The 14,256-nt window shown below is 69.5% G+C and carries 14 protein-coding genes; 3 read left to right on the top strand and 11 right to left on the bottom strand.

Annotated elements, in window-relative coordinates:
• Positions 1–105 precede the first annotated feature (105 nt).
• Positions 106–1,794 (top strand): diguanylate cyclase, encoded by a 1,689-nt coding sequence (locus AC0IW9_RS22110; RefSeq protein ID WP_471650469.1) that lies wholly within the window; start codon positions 106–108, stop codon positions 1,792–1,794.
• A 1-nt stretch (position 1,795) separates the two neighbouring features.
• Here the strand turns inward: AC0IW9_RS22110 and AC0IW9_RS22105 are convergent, their stop codons facing one another.
• Positions 1,796–2,287: a MaoC family dehydratase gene (locus tag AC0IW9_RS22105; protein WP_471650468.1), complete on the bottom strand. Its 492-nt coding sequence runs from the start codon at positions 2,285–2,287 to the stop codon at positions 1,796–1,798.
• Positions 2,288–2,481: 194 nt separating this feature from the next.
• Here AC0IW9_RS22105 and AC0IW9_RS22100 point away from each other — a divergent pair, with 194 nt between their 5' ends.
• Together AC0IW9_RS22100 and AC0IW9_RS22095 are read left to right on the top strand one after the other, a co-directional pair.
• Positions 2,482–3,687, top strand: a complete 1,206-nt coding sequence (locus tag AC0IW9_RS22100; protein ID WP_471650467.1) for a CaiB/BaiF CoA transferase family protein — start codon at positions 2,482–2,484, stop codon at positions 3,685–3,687.
• 167 nt (positions 3,688–3,854) lie between these two features.
• Positions 3,855–4,055 carry a hypothetical protein gene (locus AC0IW9_RS22095; protein WP_471650466.1) on the top strand — a complete coding sequence of 67 codons (201 nt, stop codon included), beginning with the start codon at positions 3,855–3,857 and terminating at the stop codon, positions 4,053–4,055.
• A 9-nt stretch (positions 4,056–4,064) separates the two neighbouring features.
• Here AC0IW9_RS22095 and AC0IW9_RS22090 read toward each other — a convergent pair whose 3' ends face one another.
• The 10 genes from AC0IW9_RS22090 to AC0IW9_RS22045 all read right to left on the bottom strand — a co-directional run bounded on the left by AC0IW9_RS22090 (position 4,065) and on the right by AC0IW9_RS22045 (position 13,980).
• On the bottom strand, positions 4,065–5,789 hold the full coding sequence (locus AC0IW9_RS22090) for a hypothetical protein (protein ID WP_471650465.1): 1,725 nt from the start codon (positions 5,787–5,789) through the stop codon (positions 4,065–4,067).
• Positions 5,780–6,868 carry a protein-glutamate methylesterase/protein-glutamine glutaminase gene (locus tag AC0IW9_RS22085; protein ID WP_471650464.1) on the bottom strand — a complete coding sequence of 363 codons (1,089 nt, stop codon included), beginning with the start codon at positions 6,866–6,868 and terminating at the stop codon, positions 5,780–5,782. The genes AC0IW9_RS22090 and AC0IW9_RS22085 overlap by 10 nt, the downstream gene beginning before the upstream one ends.
• Positions 6,865–7,722 (bottom strand): CheR family methyltransferase, encoded by an 858-nt coding sequence (locus AC0IW9_RS22080; protein ID WP_471650463.1) that lies wholly within the window; start codon positions 7,720–7,722, stop codon positions 6,865–6,867. The genes AC0IW9_RS22085 and AC0IW9_RS22080 overlap by 4 nt, the downstream gene beginning before the upstream one ends.
• 13 nt (positions 7,723–7,735) lie before the next feature.
• Positions 7,736–8,215 carry a chemotaxis protein CheW gene (locus AC0IW9_RS22075; protein ID WP_471650462.1) on the bottom strand — a complete coding sequence of 160 codons (480 nt, stop codon included), beginning with the start codon at positions 8,213–8,215 and terminating at the stop codon, positions 7,736–7,738.
• Positions 8,216–8,256: 41 nt separating this feature from the next.
• Entirely contained in the window at positions 8,257–10,080 is a 1,824-nt protein-coding gene (locus AC0IW9_RS22070; RefSeq protein WP_471650461.1) for a methyl-accepting chemotaxis protein, read from the bottom strand.
• Positions 10,081–10,134: 54 nt separating this feature from the next.
• Positions 10,135–10,587, bottom strand: a complete 453-nt coding sequence (locus tag AC0IW9_RS22065; RefSeq protein WP_471650460.1) for a chemotaxis protein CheW — start codon at positions 10,585–10,587, stop codon at positions 10,135–10,137.
• The gene (locus AC0IW9_RS22060) at positions 10,584–12,569 is read right to left on the bottom strand and encodes a chemotaxis protein CheA (protein WP_471650459.1); all 1,986 of its coding nucleotides are present in this window, start codon (positions 12,567–12,569) and stop codon (positions 10,584–10,586) included. The genes AC0IW9_RS22065 and AC0IW9_RS22060 overlap by 4 nt, the downstream gene beginning before the upstream one ends.
• The gene (locus AC0IW9_RS22055) at positions 12,566–12,928 is read right to left on the bottom strand and encodes a response regulator (RefSeq protein WP_471650458.1); all 363 of its coding nucleotides are present in this window, start codon (positions 12,926–12,928) and stop codon (positions 12,566–12,568) included. The genes AC0IW9_RS22060 and AC0IW9_RS22055 overlap by 4 nt, the downstream gene beginning before the upstream one ends.
• Positions 12,928–13,251 (bottom strand): STAS domain-containing protein, encoded by a 324-nt coding sequence (locus AC0IW9_RS22050; protein ID WP_471650457.1) that lies wholly within the window; start codon positions 13,249–13,251, stop codon positions 12,928–12,930. Before AC0IW9_RS22050 ends, AC0IW9_RS22055 begins: the two co-directional genes overlap by 1 nt.
• 132 nt (positions 13,252–13,383) lie before the next feature.
• Positions 13,384–13,980: a TetR/AcrR family transcriptional regulator gene (locus tag AC0IW9_RS22045; RefSeq protein ID WP_471650456.1), complete on the bottom strand. Its 597-nt coding sequence runs from the start codon at positions 13,978–13,980 to the stop codon at positions 13,384–13,386.
• Between the last annotated feature and the right edge of the window lie 276 nt (positions 13,981–14,256).

The following is a 14,256-nucleotide window of genomic DNA, read 5'->3' as shown; positions in this document are numbered from 1 at the left end:
TACGATAGGATGCGACGGAATGTAACAATGCCGGGTGTGGCGCAGGTTCAGGGTAGCGACCGGGATGCCCACCAGGGCGACACGCTTCGCCAGTGGCGATGGGTCGTGCCCAGCCTTGCCACCGTTCTCATGCTGGGCGCCGCGGCCGCGACCTGGGGCTATGTCGAGGCCGAGCGCTTCGACGCCCGCGTCCAATATGCCCTGACCGAACGGGATGATGCCCGGCGCGTGCTGCAGGCGGCGGTGGACCTCGAAAGCTCCTCGCGCGGCTTCCTGCTGAGCGGCCGGCAGGAGCAGCTGGCGGATTATCACGCCGCCCTGCAATTCTTTCAGCGGGAACGCGACAAGTCGATCGCCAAGGTCGATCGCGGCCTGGCCGAGCTGAAGGAATCCTCGATCACGGATGCGCTCGAGGTCGCCATCCGCACCCGGGCCCGGCGGCTGGAGCATTACGCCACGGGCGGTGCCGACGCCGCGGTCCGCGGCACCCAGGCCAGCGAGGGCAAGCGCGCCACGGACGACATCCGCCGCCTCGTCGGCGTCTATGTGGCGGACCGCGAGGCCAAGATCGCCGCCTGGCGCACCGCCCTCGGCTGGCGGCAGACCACGGTGGTCATCCTCGTCCTCCTCGGCACGCTGACCTCGATCGTCGCCCTCGGCGTGGCGCACCGCATCATCCGGCGGCGCCAGAAGGCCGCCGAGACCGCCCGCACCGCCTCGGATCGCCGCGGCCGCGAGCTCTCCGCCCTGGTCGAGATGAGCGAGCTGCTGCAGAGCGGCGTCGAGGCCCGCGACGTGCGCGCCGTGGTGGCGCATGCCGCCAAGCGGCTGCTGCCCGGCCTGTCCGGCTGGCTCTTCGCCTTCAACAACTCGCGCGACCGGCTGGACCTCGCCGCCTCCTGGAAGGGCGACGGCGGCGCCGCCACGGCGACGGGCTGCGAGCCGCCGGACCATTTCGCCCCCTCCGAATGCTGGGCGCTGAAGCGCGGCCGGCCGCATCACGGCGATCCCACGGCGGAGGGAGGCGGCCTCGGCTGCGTCGCCTGCGCGGCGACCGGCAGCGGCCTCTGCGTCCCCATGGCGGCGCGGGGGGAGGTGCAGGGCGTCCTCCGCATTGCCTTCGGCGCCAATGCCCCGCCGCCGACCGCGGACCAGACCGCGCTGGCCACGGCGCTCGGCGACAGCGTCTCCCTGGCGCTGGCCAACCAGGCCCTGCGGGAGCGGCTGCGCGGCCAGGCGCTGCGGGATTCCCTGACCGGCCTGCACAACCGCCGCTTCCTCGAAGAGGTCATGCCGCAGATCGAGGCGCAGGTGGCCCGCGACGGGCAGCCGGTGGCGGTGCTGATGCTCGACCTGGACCACTTCAAGTCGATCAACGATACCCATGGCCATGCCACCGGCGATGCCGTGCTGCATGCGGTCGGCGCCCTGCTGAGCGACCAGCTCCGCCGCAGCGACGTCGCCTGCCGCTACGGCGGCGAGGAGCTGGCGGTGCTGCTGCCCGTCTGCGACATCGAACAGGCGACCGAGCGGGCGGATGATATCCGCCGCGCCATCGCCGCGCTCAGCGGCACCGTCGCGCGCACCGTGGGCAGCATCCCGCTGCCGCCGGTCACCGTCTCCATCGGCGTCGCCGCGGTGCCGCAGACCGCCGCCCGGCTGGTGGATGCGATGAAGGCGGCCGATGCGGCGCTGTACGAGGCCAAGCGCGCCGGGCGGAACCGGGTCGTGGCCGCGGATGGCCGCGCGGCGCAGAAGAAGCTCGAGATCGTCCGCGCCGCGCCGGGCGAGTAGCTCACCCCCGCTTGCGGATGATGAAGCGCATCATCCCATCCAGCACCAGCTCCCGCCGCTGGTTGTGCACGGTGCTGGTCAGGCCGATGACGCCGGTGGTCCGGCGCGGCGTCGCCTCCCCCACCGTGAGCGCCGGGTAGAGCGTATCCCCGACATAGACCGGCTTGTGGAAGCGGCTCGACTGCTCGACGAAGCCGACCAGCGAATCCTCGACCAGATAGGGAAAGAGCCCGGCGCCCGGCGCCGTCTGGATCAGCGTCTGCAGCCCATGCGCCAGCATCTGCGGCATCCCCCGGGCGCGGCAGTATTCCGCATCGTAGTGGACCGGGTGATTGTCCCCGCTGGCGGCCTGGAAGGCCAGGAAGATGGCATCGGTCATGGTCCGGCTGGGCAGGACGAAGCGCTCGCCGAGGGCGAAATCCTCGAACCAGCGCTGCTCGGGCACCATGCGGTGCCGGGCCGGATCGAATGGGGCGGGGTCGGAATCGGTCATGGCTGATGGGTCCCGTTGCTGGTCGTCGATCGCCGTCCGCCGCCCCTGCATCGCGGCCCGCGGCTGCGGCGCCCAGCCCTTGACGGCCTCGGCGCCGCATCCTGGTATGGCGTGGAATGCCGGAGACGGCCAATAGCGGGGGAATGCATGAGGTATCGCGGGGGATCGCCTGCCTTTGCCAGGATCGCAGGCGCATGACCGCCGCACCGGACAGGGCCGATGCCATGCTGCCGCTCGAAGGCATCCGCGTCGTCGCCCTGGAACACGCCGTCGCCGGCCCGATCTGCTCGCGTCACCTCGCCGACCTCGGCGCCAGCGTGGTGAAGGTGGAACGCCCCGGCGTCGGCGACTTCGCCCGCGGCTACGACAGCGCGGTGCATGGCCAATCCGCCAACTTCGTCTGGCTCAACCGCGGCAAGCGCAGCATCACCCTCGACGTGAAGCACCCCGAGGCCCAGGCGGTGCTCGGCAAGCTGGTCGCCGGTGCCGATGTGGTGATGCAGAACCTGGCGCCGGGCGCCGCCGCCCGGCTCGGCCTTTCGTATGAGACATTGTCGGCGACCAACCCCGGCATCGTCGTCTGCGACATCTCCGGCTATGGCGACGAGGGCCCCTTCGCCGGCAAGAAGGCCTATGACTTGCTGATCCAGGCCGAGGCCGGGGTGATGAGCGTCACCGGCACGCCGGAGACGCCTTCCCGCGTCGGCCTCTCGATGGCCGATATCTGCACCGGGATGTATGCCCAGCAGGGGATCCTGGCGGCGCTGCTGCGGCGGGCCCGCACCGGCCGCGGCGCCTCGGTCAAGGTGGCGATGCTGGATGCGCTGACCGAGTGGATGCACTACCCGATGTACCGCGGCGCCTATGGCAACCTGCCCTGGGTGCGGGAAGCCTCGGGCAATCCGCTGGTCGCGCCTTATGGCACGCACCGGACCGCGGACGGGGAAGTGATCTTCGGCCTGCAGAACGACCGCGAATGGGCGGTCTTCGCCCGGGAGGTGCTGCAGCGGCCGGAGCTGGTGGCGGACCCGCGCTTCGCCACCAATGCCGCCCGCGTCATCCATCGCCCGGCGCTGACCGCGGCGGTGGAGGCGCTGTTCACCACCCTGACCTCACGCGAGGTTGTCGCGCGGCTGGATGCGGCCGGCATCGCCAATGGCCGGCTGAATCAGCCCATGGATCTCTGGCACCATCCGCAATTCACCGCGCGGGATCGCTGGCGGGATATCGGGACCCCGGGCGGCCCGATCCGCGCCCTGCTGCCGCCCGCCGTCCTCGCCGACGTGGAGGCGGCGATGGGCGATGTCCCGGCGCTGGGGCAGCATACCGCGGAGGTGCTGGCGGAACTGGGTTATGACGCTGCCGCGATCGAGGCGATGCGCCGCGCCGGCGCCCTCTAGCCGCCCGGCCGCATCCATCGCGCGAATGGTCCCCATTCGCAGATGTGGTTGGCCGCGGCCATGATACGGCCCCATCTTGTCGCTATATGGCATCGACCCGCGGCGCCGGCACGGCCTTCGCCGCGGATGGGGAAATCAGGGTTATGATTCGCAGCGGGCTTGTTTGCATGTTCATCACTTCCAGCGCCGTCGCCGCGTCCCTGACGGTGGCGCCGCAGCCGCTGAACGACAGCGAGAGCTCGACGATCGCGCAGTTGGCATTGACCCAGGCCGCTGGCCAGCGCGTCACCCATACGGCGGATGAGGCAGCCTATCTCGCCGCCCAGGCCTGGCTGGAGCATATCGCCCCGCGCCGCCGCCGGCCCTGAGCGGGCGCCTCAGAACAGGATATCCTCCAGCGCCTCGGCCGGGGCGGAGGCCGGCGTGCCCTGCATCCCGTTGTGGACCTCCCGCTCGCTGGCCATGGTGTAGCGATCGGCCCCCAGCATCGTCAGCCGCGCCGCCAGCACGGCCGGCTCGAGGTCCGGGCCCCTCCCCTCCCCTGCCGATGCCTCCAGCAGGCCGGCATCCTGCGCAATATCCTGCAGCAGGCTGGCGGTGGCCGGCAGCCCCGCCGCCATCCGTGCCAGGGTTTCAGCGGCGGCATGGCCATGCTGGTCCAAGTGCGTCAGCGCCCTGTCCATCCGCTGCCCGACGTCGCGCAATCCCGCGAGCGCATCAGCCATGGCGCCGAGCAGGGAATCGAGGTCCTCCGCCCGCAGCGCCCGGCTTTCGGTCCGCATGGCCTCGCCGGCCTCCAGCGTGCCGCGCAGTTCGTCGAAGAGTCCATTGACGCATTCGACGGTCTGCCAGGCATAGCCGCGCAACTCCCGGGCAATGACATTGAGCGCGCGGCCCTTGTTGCTGAGCCGCAGGCATTTGAAGGCCGCGTTCAGACCGACCAGCCGCATATCGGCCTCGATATCCCGCACCGAGCGGAGCTGGGCGATCAGCTCCCGCAGCATGGTATCGATCGCCTGGATGGCCTCATCCACCTGGCCGCGGCTTTGCCGGCACTCCCGCACCAGCCCGGCGGCGGCCGCCAGGTTGCGCTCCAACGCGGCGAGGAAGGAACCGCCGCCGCGCTCCGCCTGGCCATAGACCGTGGTGCCCATCGCCACCAGCGCTGCGCTGTCCCGTCCCAGCCCCTGCAAGGACGTGGTGATCCGCGCCACCTCCGCCGCCAGGTCTTCCCCGGTGCGACGAAGCTGCGCGGACTGGGTCCGCACCACGCTGCCGAACAGGCCCTCCTGTTCGGCCGGCGTCAGGCCCTGCGCCCAGGCGCAACCCGTGTCCGGTTCGTCCACCAGCAGGCCGAGCGTGTCCGAGACATGCTCCAGCCGCTGCCGCGTGCTGTCACCGACCTGCAGAGCCGTGACGACGGTGCCGATGGCGCCACCGATCTCGCGCCCGCGGTCGCCGATGGCCTGCGCTGCCGCCCGTGCCCGGTCGCGCCGTTCGGCGATGCCGCCCAGGCTCTCCTCGATCTGCCGCGCCACCTGCCGCAACATGGCGCCGTGCCGGTCCGCGAAGCCCGATTGCGTCGCCGCCGCGCTGCGCAATACCGCCGTCACCTGGCCATAGGCCGTGCGATAGCCGCGCACCGCCTCCTCCCCGGTCGCCACCAGCGCGGCGATATCGCGCGAGAAGCTGTTGAGGTCGTCGCCCTCATCCTCGATGCCGGTCGCCACGATGCGCGAGTTCAACGAGAGCAGGGACAGCGTCCGGAGCGTCCCCTCCAGCCGGGAGATGGAGGCGCCGATCTGCGCCAGCCGCCCGGTCAGGGCAAGGAAGCCGCCATGCTCCCGCTGCAGGGCCGCCGCAAGGTCCTGCATGGTCGCTGCCGCCCCGCGCAGCGCCTCCGTCGCGGCCGCCAGCGCCGCACCTTCCATCTCCCGCGGCAGCGATTCGAAGCTGCCGGTAATGCCCTGGACCAATTCGATCGCAGCGCCGAGCTGGCTGCCCAGCGATACGATCTCGGCATCCACCGGCTGGAAGGCATCCTTCAGCCGCAGCGCAACCTTGCGGACGGCAGCGACGCCGGGTCCCGCGCTCAGGCCCATTGGCGCTGTTCCGCGATCTCATGCGCGATACGGTCGAGCGGGATGACGCGCTCCGCCGCGCCCAGGGCGATCGCTTCCTTCGGCATGCCGAAGACGACGCAGCTTTCCTCATTCTGCGCCAGGGTGAAGGCACCGGCCTTGCGCATCTCCAGCAGGCCCTTGGCCCCGTCGTCGCCCATGCCGGTCATGATGACCCCCATGGCATTGGACCCGGCGTATTGTGCCGTGGATCGGAACAGCACATCCACCGAAGGCCGGTGGCGCGACACCAACGGACCGTCCTTGACCGTGACGTGATAGCGCGCGCCGCTGCGATGCAGCAGCAGATGATGGTTGCCCGGCGCGATCAGTGCCCGTCCCGGCAGGACCGCATCGCCATCCGCCGCCTCCTTCACATCGATCCGGCAGAGTCCGTCCAGCCGGCGGGCGAAGGCGGCGGTGAATTTCTCCGGCATGTGCTGGACGATGACGAGGCCGGGGCAGGAAATGGGCAGCGCCGTCAGCACCTCCGTCAGCGATTCCGTGCCGCCGGTGGAGGCGCCGATGCAGACGATACGTTCCGTCGTCCGCGACATCGCCCGGCTGTTCGGCGGCGGCAGGATCACGTCGGCGCTCAGCTTCTTCTCAATATCGCGCAGCCGCCCGGCCGCAGCCTGCCGGCGGATCCGCGCCTGCGCCGCCGCGCGGACCGCATCGCAGATCCGAACCGCGGATTCGAGGAAGAACTGCGTCGTGCCCACCTGCGGCTTGGCGATCACATCGACCGCCCCCGCCTCCATCGCCTGCACCAGGGTGGCCGAGCCCTGCTCCGTCAGCGAGGAGCAGATAATGACCGGGATGGGCCGCTGAGCCATGATCCGCCGCAGAAAGGTGATGCCATCCATGCGCGGCATCTCGATATCCAGGATCATCACATCCGGCACTTCCTCCTGGATGCGGGCCGCGGCGATGAAGGGGTCCGAGGCGGTGGCCATGACCACCAGGTCGCCGGATTGCTGGATGATGCCCGTCAGCGCCTGGCGGACGGAGGCACTGTCATCGACGATGAGGACCCGGATCTTGCCTGGCGGCCTGTTCACGGCGCATCTCCCTGCTCACGTTGCCAGATGGCGGTGGTGACATGGCGCATCCCGGTGAGCCCGCCGCCCGCCGACGATTCGGAATGCCCGACGATGAGGTAGCCGCCCGGGCGCAGATGGCCGCAAAGCCGCGTCAGCACCGCATGCTGCGTCGGGCGGTCGAAATAGATCAGGACGTTGCGGCAGAAGATCACGTCGACATCGCGGTCGAAAGGATAGCTCGTGTCCATCAGGTTGAGGTGATGGAAGCGGACATTGGCCCGCAGCTCCGGCGTGATCCGCAGCTCCTGCCGCCCCTGGTCACGGGGCCGCATGGTGTAGCGGCGCCGCATCTCGGCCGGCACCGGCACCAGCATGTCCGCCGGATAGACCGCGCCGATAGCCTGTCCCAATACCTGGGTGGAGATATCGGTGCCCAGGACGGCGTAGCGGAAATCAAGGTTGCCCGCACGCAGCATGTCCTCCAGCACCATGGCGACGGTGAAGGCTTCCGCGCCGATCGAGCAGGCGGCGCTCCAGATCTTCAGGCGCCGGTCGCGCCGTGCGCCGCGGGTGGAGAGCAGGCGCGGGACGGCGACGTCACGCAGGAAGGCGAAGTGCTCGGCCTCGCGGAAGAAATCCGTCTTGTTGGTCGTGACCAGATCGACGAGGTGGATGTATTCCACGTCGAGCTGACCTTCGTCGAACAGCGCCTGGCAATACTCGTTCACGCCGGCCATGCCGAGGCTGCGGGCCCGCTTGCGCAGCCGGCCTTCAACCATCGACCGCTTCGCCGGCGGCAGGCGAATGCCGATGTCGCGTTCGATCAGCGCGGCCACCTGACGGAAGCGGCCCTCGCTGAGCTGGTCCGACATGCCGAACTCCGGATCAGGCTGCAAGCGATGCCTCAGGCATGACAAGCGCCGGGACGTCGTTGGCGATGAGGCTGGCGATATCGAAGATGATGACGAAGGCACCGCGTCGACGGCCGATGCCGAGGATGCAGTCGGAACGCCATTGCTGGCCGATCTCCGGCGAGGGATCGACCTTGTCCTCGTCCAGCCCCGTCACTTCGAAAACCCGGTCCGCCAACAGGCCGAGCCGCAGCGGCCGCGCCTCGATCGTGACTTCCAGCACGAGGATGCGCGAATTGGCCGTCGGCTCGATGGCCGGCAGGCCGAGCTTCCGCCGCAGGTCGATGACGGGGACGCTATGCCCCCGCACATCGATCAGCCCCAGCAGATAGCCCGGCGCATGCGGCAGCCGTGCGATCTGCCGCATGTCGAGGATTTCCTGCACCTTGGAAACCGGGATGGCAAAGACCTCATGGTCCACGCCGAGCGTCACGTATTGCGAAAGATCGTTCATGCCTCGTCTTCCTCTCATCCCGGGCGGATCGGTCGCTGCGGTCAGTGGCGCTGGAATTCGCCATCGAGATGATCCTCGGCACTGCCTAGGTCGAGCGCGAAGCCGCCGCCATTGACCTTGCCATTCGCCTGCTTCCGGGCGGCAGGTTTGGCCGGCGCCGGGCGGGTTACCGCAAGGCTCGGGCGGCTGACGGTGATACGGGCCGGCTCGGCGGCGGCCCGTGCCGGCCGTGGCGCCGCGCGCGGCGCGCCGGCAACGTCATCGACCCTGAAATAGGCGATGGTTGTCTGCAGCGTCTCGACCTGCGCCGCCAGCTCCTCGGAGGTCGCGGAGACTTCCTCCGACGCGCTGGCATTCTGCTGGGTGACCTTGTCGAGCTGCTGGATCGCCTGGTTGATCTGGTCCGCACCGATATCCTGCTCGCGGCAGGCGGCGGTGATCTCCTCGACCAGCTCCGCCGTGCGCTTGATGTCGGGCACCAGCCGCAGCAGCATGTCGCCCGCCTCCTTGGCCACTTTCAGCGTATCGGAGGAGAGCGTGCTGATCTCCCCCGCCGCCGCCTGGCTGCGCTCGGCCAGCTTGCGGACCTCGGACGCGACGACGGCGAAGCCCTTGCCGTGTTCGCCCGCCCGCGCCGCCTCGACCGCCGCGTTCAGCGCCAGCAGGTCGGTCTGCCGGGCGATCTCCTGCACGATGTTGATCTTCTCGGCGATGGTCTGCATCGCATTCACCGCCTGGCCCACGGCCTCGCCGCTCGCCTGGGCATCCTTGGCGGACTGGCGGGCGATTTTCTCGGTCTGGCCGGCATTCTCGGCGTTCTGCTTGATGTTCGCCGCCATCTCCTCCATCGAGGCGGAAGCCTCCTCGGCCGAGGAGGCCTGCTCGCTGGCACCCTGGGCAAGCTGCTCGGCGCTCGAGGAGAGCTCCTGGCTGCCGGAAGAAACGTTCTGCGCCGCCATCGTCGCTTCCGTGACCACGCCGCGCAGCTTCTCGAGCATCTTCTCGAGCGCCATGCCCATGGTGTCCTTGTCGGAAAGCCGCGTCATGCGGACGGTCAGGTTGCCAGCGGCGATCTCATCCGCCACGCCGGCCGTTGCATTCAGGCTATCCGTCATACGGTTCATCGCGGTGATGAGATCACGGATCTCGTCGTTGCTGGTCACCGTCACCTTCTGGCTGAGATCACCGATTGCCACCGCGCTGGCAAGGCCCACCGCCCGGCTGATGCCGCGGCTGACCGAGAGCGCGATCCAGACCGCCGCGCCGATGCCGAGCAGCATGGCAACGGCGCCGATGAGGATCAGCAGGTTGCGGCCGTCCTCGTAGGTGCCAGTCGCCATGAGGCGTGCCTGGCGCACCGCCGCCTCGTTGATGCCGATGATCTCGAGCAGCTTTTCCTGCGCCTCGCTCACATTCTGCCGGCCGGCGGTGATTGAGAGCTGGACGGCCTCGGCCGCCTCGCCACGCCGGATCAGGTCGCGCATGCGGTCCTGCACCTGGCCATATTGCTGTACCGAGGTGCGCACCGCGACCCAGCGCGGCCGCCCCTGCTCAGACGCCCCGGTGATCGCGGTATCGACCATCGCAAGCAGCGCCTGGCGGCGTTGCAGGAGTTCCGCCTCGAAGCGGTCGATCGTCGCCCGGTCGGAGGATAGGGCCATGTTCTTCTCGGCCCGCACCAGCAGCGCCAGGTCGGTCATCGCCACCTGGGATCTTTGAGCCCGCGCCACCGGGCCATCCAGAACCTGCGCCAGGGATGTGTTCAAGGAGCCGAGGTTGGAGATGCCTAATAGCGCCATGGAGGCCATCAGGATCAGGACGAAGGCGAATGAGGCCAGAAGCTTGGCCTTGATGGTGATGCGCATACGCAAGCGAGCTCCAGGGTGGGGGGAACGGGAAAACGGGCGGAATGCCGCGACTCAGTTCAGAATGCGGGGCAGGTTGGGGATGATGATGAAGTCGCTGTCCCGCTTGCCGATGCCGCGGATGAAATCCTGCCGCCAGCGCATGCCGATGCGCGGGGCATCCTCCAGCGAGCCGGCGGCGAGCTGGGTCACCTCATAGACACGGTCGGCAAGGATGCTCACCGCCGTCGGTCCGCCATCGAGCTCGAGTTCCAGCACGACGATCCGGGTGTCCAGCGTCGGTGGCGTCACCGGCATGCCGAACTGTACCCGCAGATCGGCCAGCGGCACGATCCGGCCCCGCACGTTGATGACGCCGCCGACGAAGGCGCGCGCGCCCGGCACCTCCGTCACCGGCACCAAGTCGAGAATCTCGCGGACTGCCGCCGCCTCGACCGCGAAGATCTCGCCGCCGATCCCGAGGGTCAGGACATCGAGGTCCCGCAGGCTGCTCGCCCCCGTCATCATGCGGCCTCCCGCCGGAGGACGCGCGTCCTCTCCTCATGCGCCTGGCCGACCTCCAGCAGGTGGCTAACGTCGAAGATCAGCGCCACCGTGCCATCGCCGAGGATGGTGGCGCCGGAAAAGGTCTCCACATCCGCGTGCAGGGTAGAGAGCGACTTGATCACCGTCTGGTGGCTGCCGATGATCTGGTCCACCACCAGCCCCACCCGCTGCTCGCCGGTGGCGATGATGACCACCTTCTGATGCGGGTCCGGCGGCGTATCGGCCTGGAGCAATTCGCGCAGCCGCAGGAAGGGCACCAGCGCGCCCCGGATGTTCAGGAAGCTGCGGCCATGTGAGCGCTGCTCCTCGGTGGCGGGCAGCTCGACGCATTCCTCCACCGCCGAGAGCGGAATGGCGTAGCGCGCCTTGCCGACCCGCACGAGCAGCCCCTCGATGATGGCGAGGGTCAGCGGCAGCCGCAGCGTCACCTCGGTGCCGCGCCCCGGCACGGTGGTGATATCGATGGAGCCGCGCAGCGCCTCGATCGCGCGCTTCACCACATCCATCCCGACCCCGCGGCCGGAGATGGCGGAGATCTCCTGCGCGGTCGAGAATCCGGGATGGAAGAGCAGCTGGTGCAGCTCATGGTCCGGCAGCTTCGCCTCGGCGCCGATCAGCCCCTGCTCCACCGCCTTGGCACGGATCCGCTCGGCATTCAGGCCGCGGCCATCGTCGCTGACGGTGACGAGCACCTCGGCGCCGGAGTAGCGGGCGGCGAGGCGCAGGGTGCCGCCCTCGGCCTTGCCCGTCGCCAGCCGCTGCTCGGGCGTTTCCAGCCCATGGTCCACCGCATTGCGGATGAGATGGACCAGCGGATCGGCCAGCCGCTCGATCACCGTCTTGTCCAGCTCGGTATCCTCGCCGCTGGTCACCAGTTCCACGGATTTGCCGAGGTCGCGCGACAGGTCGTGCAGCAGGCGCCTGTAACGGGCGAAGAGCGAGCCGATGGGCAGCATGCGGATGCTCATCGTGGTATCGCGCAACTCGGAGACGAGGCGCTCGATCTCCTCCGCCACGGTGGTCAGGTTGCCGTCGTCGCCGACGCCGGCGAGCTGGCTCAGCCTTGCCTGGGCAATGACCAGTTCGCCGACCCGATCCATCAGTTCGTCCAGCCGCTCGGCCTGCACCCGCAGGCTGCTGCCGACCTTGCCGGCCTCGGGCTCGCTGCGGGCGCGTTCGGCCACCGGCGCGACGCCGGCGGGATCGCCGCCCGTCGCCGGCACCGGTGCCGGCGCCCCGCCGCCGGACAGATCGACGATCTCGATGGAGGCATCGTCACTGACGAAGAGGAAGACCTCCTCGATGCTGCTTCGCGGCCGATCGGTCGAGAGCACGACGTCCCAGCCCAGCGCGCAGGAGTCCGGGTCCATCACGTCGAGCGCGGGCACCGCATCCACCAGCGCGACGATCCGCGCCTCGCCCAGCTCGCGCAGCTCATCCAGCATGATGAGCGGCTTAGTGCCATTCACCAGCGCATCGGCGGCCAGGCGGAAGGTGATGCGCCATTGGCCGGCGGCCGCGGCCTGCGCGGCCGGTGCATCCTCTGCGGCCCCGGCACCGTCGGAGGCTTCCGCCAGCGCCCGGTGCAGCGCGACCAGGATCGCCGCGCCGGTCGCCGGATCGGCCGCCTCCGGCCGGTTCAGCAGGGTGCGGATATGGTCGGTGGCGCGCAGCCCGGCGCCGATCAGGTCGCGGCTACAGGGCGTCAGGCCCTTGCGCACCTGGTCGAAGGCGGTCTCGAAGTCATGCGTGAAGCCGGCGATGGCCTCGAAGCCGAACATGGCGCCGGAGCCCTTGATGGTATGCATGGCGCGGAAGACGGTATCGACCAGGCTGCGGTCATCCAGCGTCTGCCCCAGGTCGAGCAGCGCCTGCTCCAACTCCTCCAGCAGCTCCCCGGCTTCCTGGCGAAAGGTCTCGGTGGCATCGACAGGCGCGCTCATCCGAGCACCTTCTTCACCACGGCCAGCAGCTGGTCCTGCTGGAAAGGCTTGGTGATCCAGCCGGTCGCGCCGGCCAGCTTCGCCTGCTGCTTGATGGCGGCATCCGATTCCGTGGTCAGGAACAGGATCGGCACGCCCTTGTAGGCGGGCAGCTTGCGCACCTCGCGGATGAAGGTCAGGCCATCCATCACCGGCATGTTCAGGTCGGTGACGATCATGTCCACCGCGCCCGCCTGGGCCCGCTTCAGCCCATCGGCGCCGTTCACCGCCTCCACCACCTGGTGCCCGCTGCCCGACAGGGTCAGCTTCACCATCTGCCGGATGCTGGCCGAATCATCGACGCTGAGGATCGTCTTCATCAGTGCCGCACCGGCTGCGGCGCGGCGACGTCTTCCAGCCCCAGGGCGGCCGCGAATCCGCCACGCCGGATGATGTCCTGCAGCCCGGCCGGCGCTGGCTCCGCCAGGCGCAGGCCGATGCCGTGCTCATCCGCCAGCTTGCGCGCGGCGAGGATGACCTGCACGAAAGCGATGTCGAATTCGGTCGCGTCCTCGCACGCGACGACGATATCGCGCTGGTCCTGGAAGGCCTCCAGCAACCGCGCCCGGCACCTGGCCATGGACGCGATGGTCAGTGGGCCTGACAGCTCCACCACCCGAACCTCACCCCTGCACTGGCTCATGCTGGTGCTATTCAACCTCCGTCCTTGCCTCGGTTAGAGGCATGCCCACGGACGGAATTTCGCAGACAGGGGTAACTTTACGCTTAAGACGGAGACGCGGTCGGCGACCGGTTCATGGCCGCCCTGCGCCGCTCAGCCGACGGCGCCGGTCTCCGGCAGTGCGGCGGCGATGACCGCCGCGGCACCCTGGCGCAGGCTTTCGCCCGCCCGCTCCGGGCCGAGATAGGGCAGCGCGGCCCAGGCGCCGTCGAAGAGCAGCGACAGCGTGTCGCCCAGTGCCTCGGGCTTCGCCGCGCCGGCCGCGGCGGCCAGCCGGGCCAGCCCCGCCCGCATATGCGCCTTGTGCTCGGCCACCAGCTGATGCGTCGGGTGGGACGGGTCGGGGAATTCGGCCTGGGCCAGCAGCAGCGGGCAGCCGCGGTAGTCCGGCACCGCCAGCTTCGCCGCCACCGCCTCCACCAGCGCCTGCAGCTTCGCCGCCGGGGCCGGGTGCGGCGCCGTCACCGCCTCGAACCAGGCATCATAGGCGGCGGAATCGTCGCAAAGGATGGCGGCGACCAGCGCATCCTTGCTGGAATAGGCCCGGTAGAGGCTCATCTTCGTCGCCTCCGCCACACGGCAGACCTCCTCGATTCCGGTCGCGCGGATGCCGTGCCGATAGAACAGGTCCTTCGCGGCAGCCTGGATGCGGTCGGCGGCCTTCGGCTTATCGGCCGTGGCGCTGGACATGATGGCCCTCACTCCTCTCGGCGGCGGAATTGTACATCGCCACAAAAAAGCCCCTTTAACGATACTGACCGGTCACTTACCTTGGGACGAACCGGTCGGTATCATTCGGCCCTGGAGATTGGTTATGTCGCCCCACCAGCACAAGGCCCTTTCGGGCCAGAATGGCGGAAGCCTCTGGATTGATTGGCTGAACCGGGCCCTGCCGAGCGCCGCTGCGCTGGCGCTGGCCGCCGGCACCGCCCTCTCCAGCCCCGCCGCCGCCCAGGGTGCCCCGCC

This window comes from Belnapia sp. AC561, assembly GCF_979252845.1.
This window is presented reverse-complemented; position numbering and strand designations above follow the sequence as displayed.

What these genes read in the sequence shown, in the direction of transcription:
- AC0IW9_RS22050 (WP_471650457.1), bottom strand. Translation starts at nt 13,251, where the DNA reads ATGAGCCAGTGCAGGGGTGAGGTTCGGGTGGTGGAGCTGTCAGGCCCA.
- AC0IW9_RS22055 (WP_471650458.1), bottom strand. Translation starts at nt 12,928, where the DNA reads ATGAAGACGATCCTCAGCGTCGATGATTCGGCCAGCATCCGGCAGATG.
- AC0IW9_RS22045 (WP_471650456.1), bottom strand. Translation starts at nt 13,980, where the DNA reads ATGTCCAGCGCCACGGCCGATAAGCCGAAGGCCGCCGACCGCATCCAG.
- AC0IW9_RS22070 (WP_471650461.1), bottom strand. Translation starts at nt 10,080, where the DNA reads ATGCGCATCACCATCAAGGCCAAGCTTCTGGCCTCATTCGCCTTCGTC.
- AC0IW9_RS22080 (WP_471650463.1), bottom strand. Translation starts at nt 7,722, where the DNA reads ATGTCGGACCAGCTCAGCGAGGGCCGCTTCCGTCAGGTGGCCGCGCTG.
- AC0IW9_RS22090 (WP_471650465.1), bottom strand. Translation starts at nt 5,789, where the DNA reads ATGGGCCTGAGCGCGGGACCCGGCGTCGCTGCCGTCCGCAAGGTTGCG.
- AC0IW9_RS22060 (WP_471650459.1), bottom strand. Translation starts at nt 12,569, where the DNA reads ATGAGCGCGCCTGTCGATGCCACCGAGACCTTTCGCCAGGAAGCCGGG.
- AC0IW9_RS22065 (WP_471650460.1), bottom strand. Translation starts at nt 10,587, where the DNA reads ATGATGACGGGGGCGAGCAGCCTGCGGGACCTCGATGTCCTGACCCTC.
- AC0IW9_RS22105 (WP_471650468.1), bottom strand. Translation starts at nt 2,287, where the DNA reads ATGACCGATTCCGACCCCGCCCCATTCGATCCGGCCCGGCACCGCATG.
- AC0IW9_RS22075 (WP_471650462.1), bottom strand. Translation starts at nt 8,215, where the DNA reads ATGAACGATCTTTCGCAATACGTGACGCTCGGCGTGGACCATGAGGTC.
- AC0IW9_RS22100 (WP_471650467.1), top strand. Translation starts at nt 2,482, where the DNA reads ATGACCGCCGCACCGGACAGGGCCGATGCCATGCTGCCGCTCGAAGGC.
- AC0IW9_RS22095 (WP_471650466.1), top strand. Translation starts at nt 3,855, where the DNA reads ATGTTCATCACTTCCAGCGCCGTCGCCGCGTCCCTGACGGTGGCGCCG.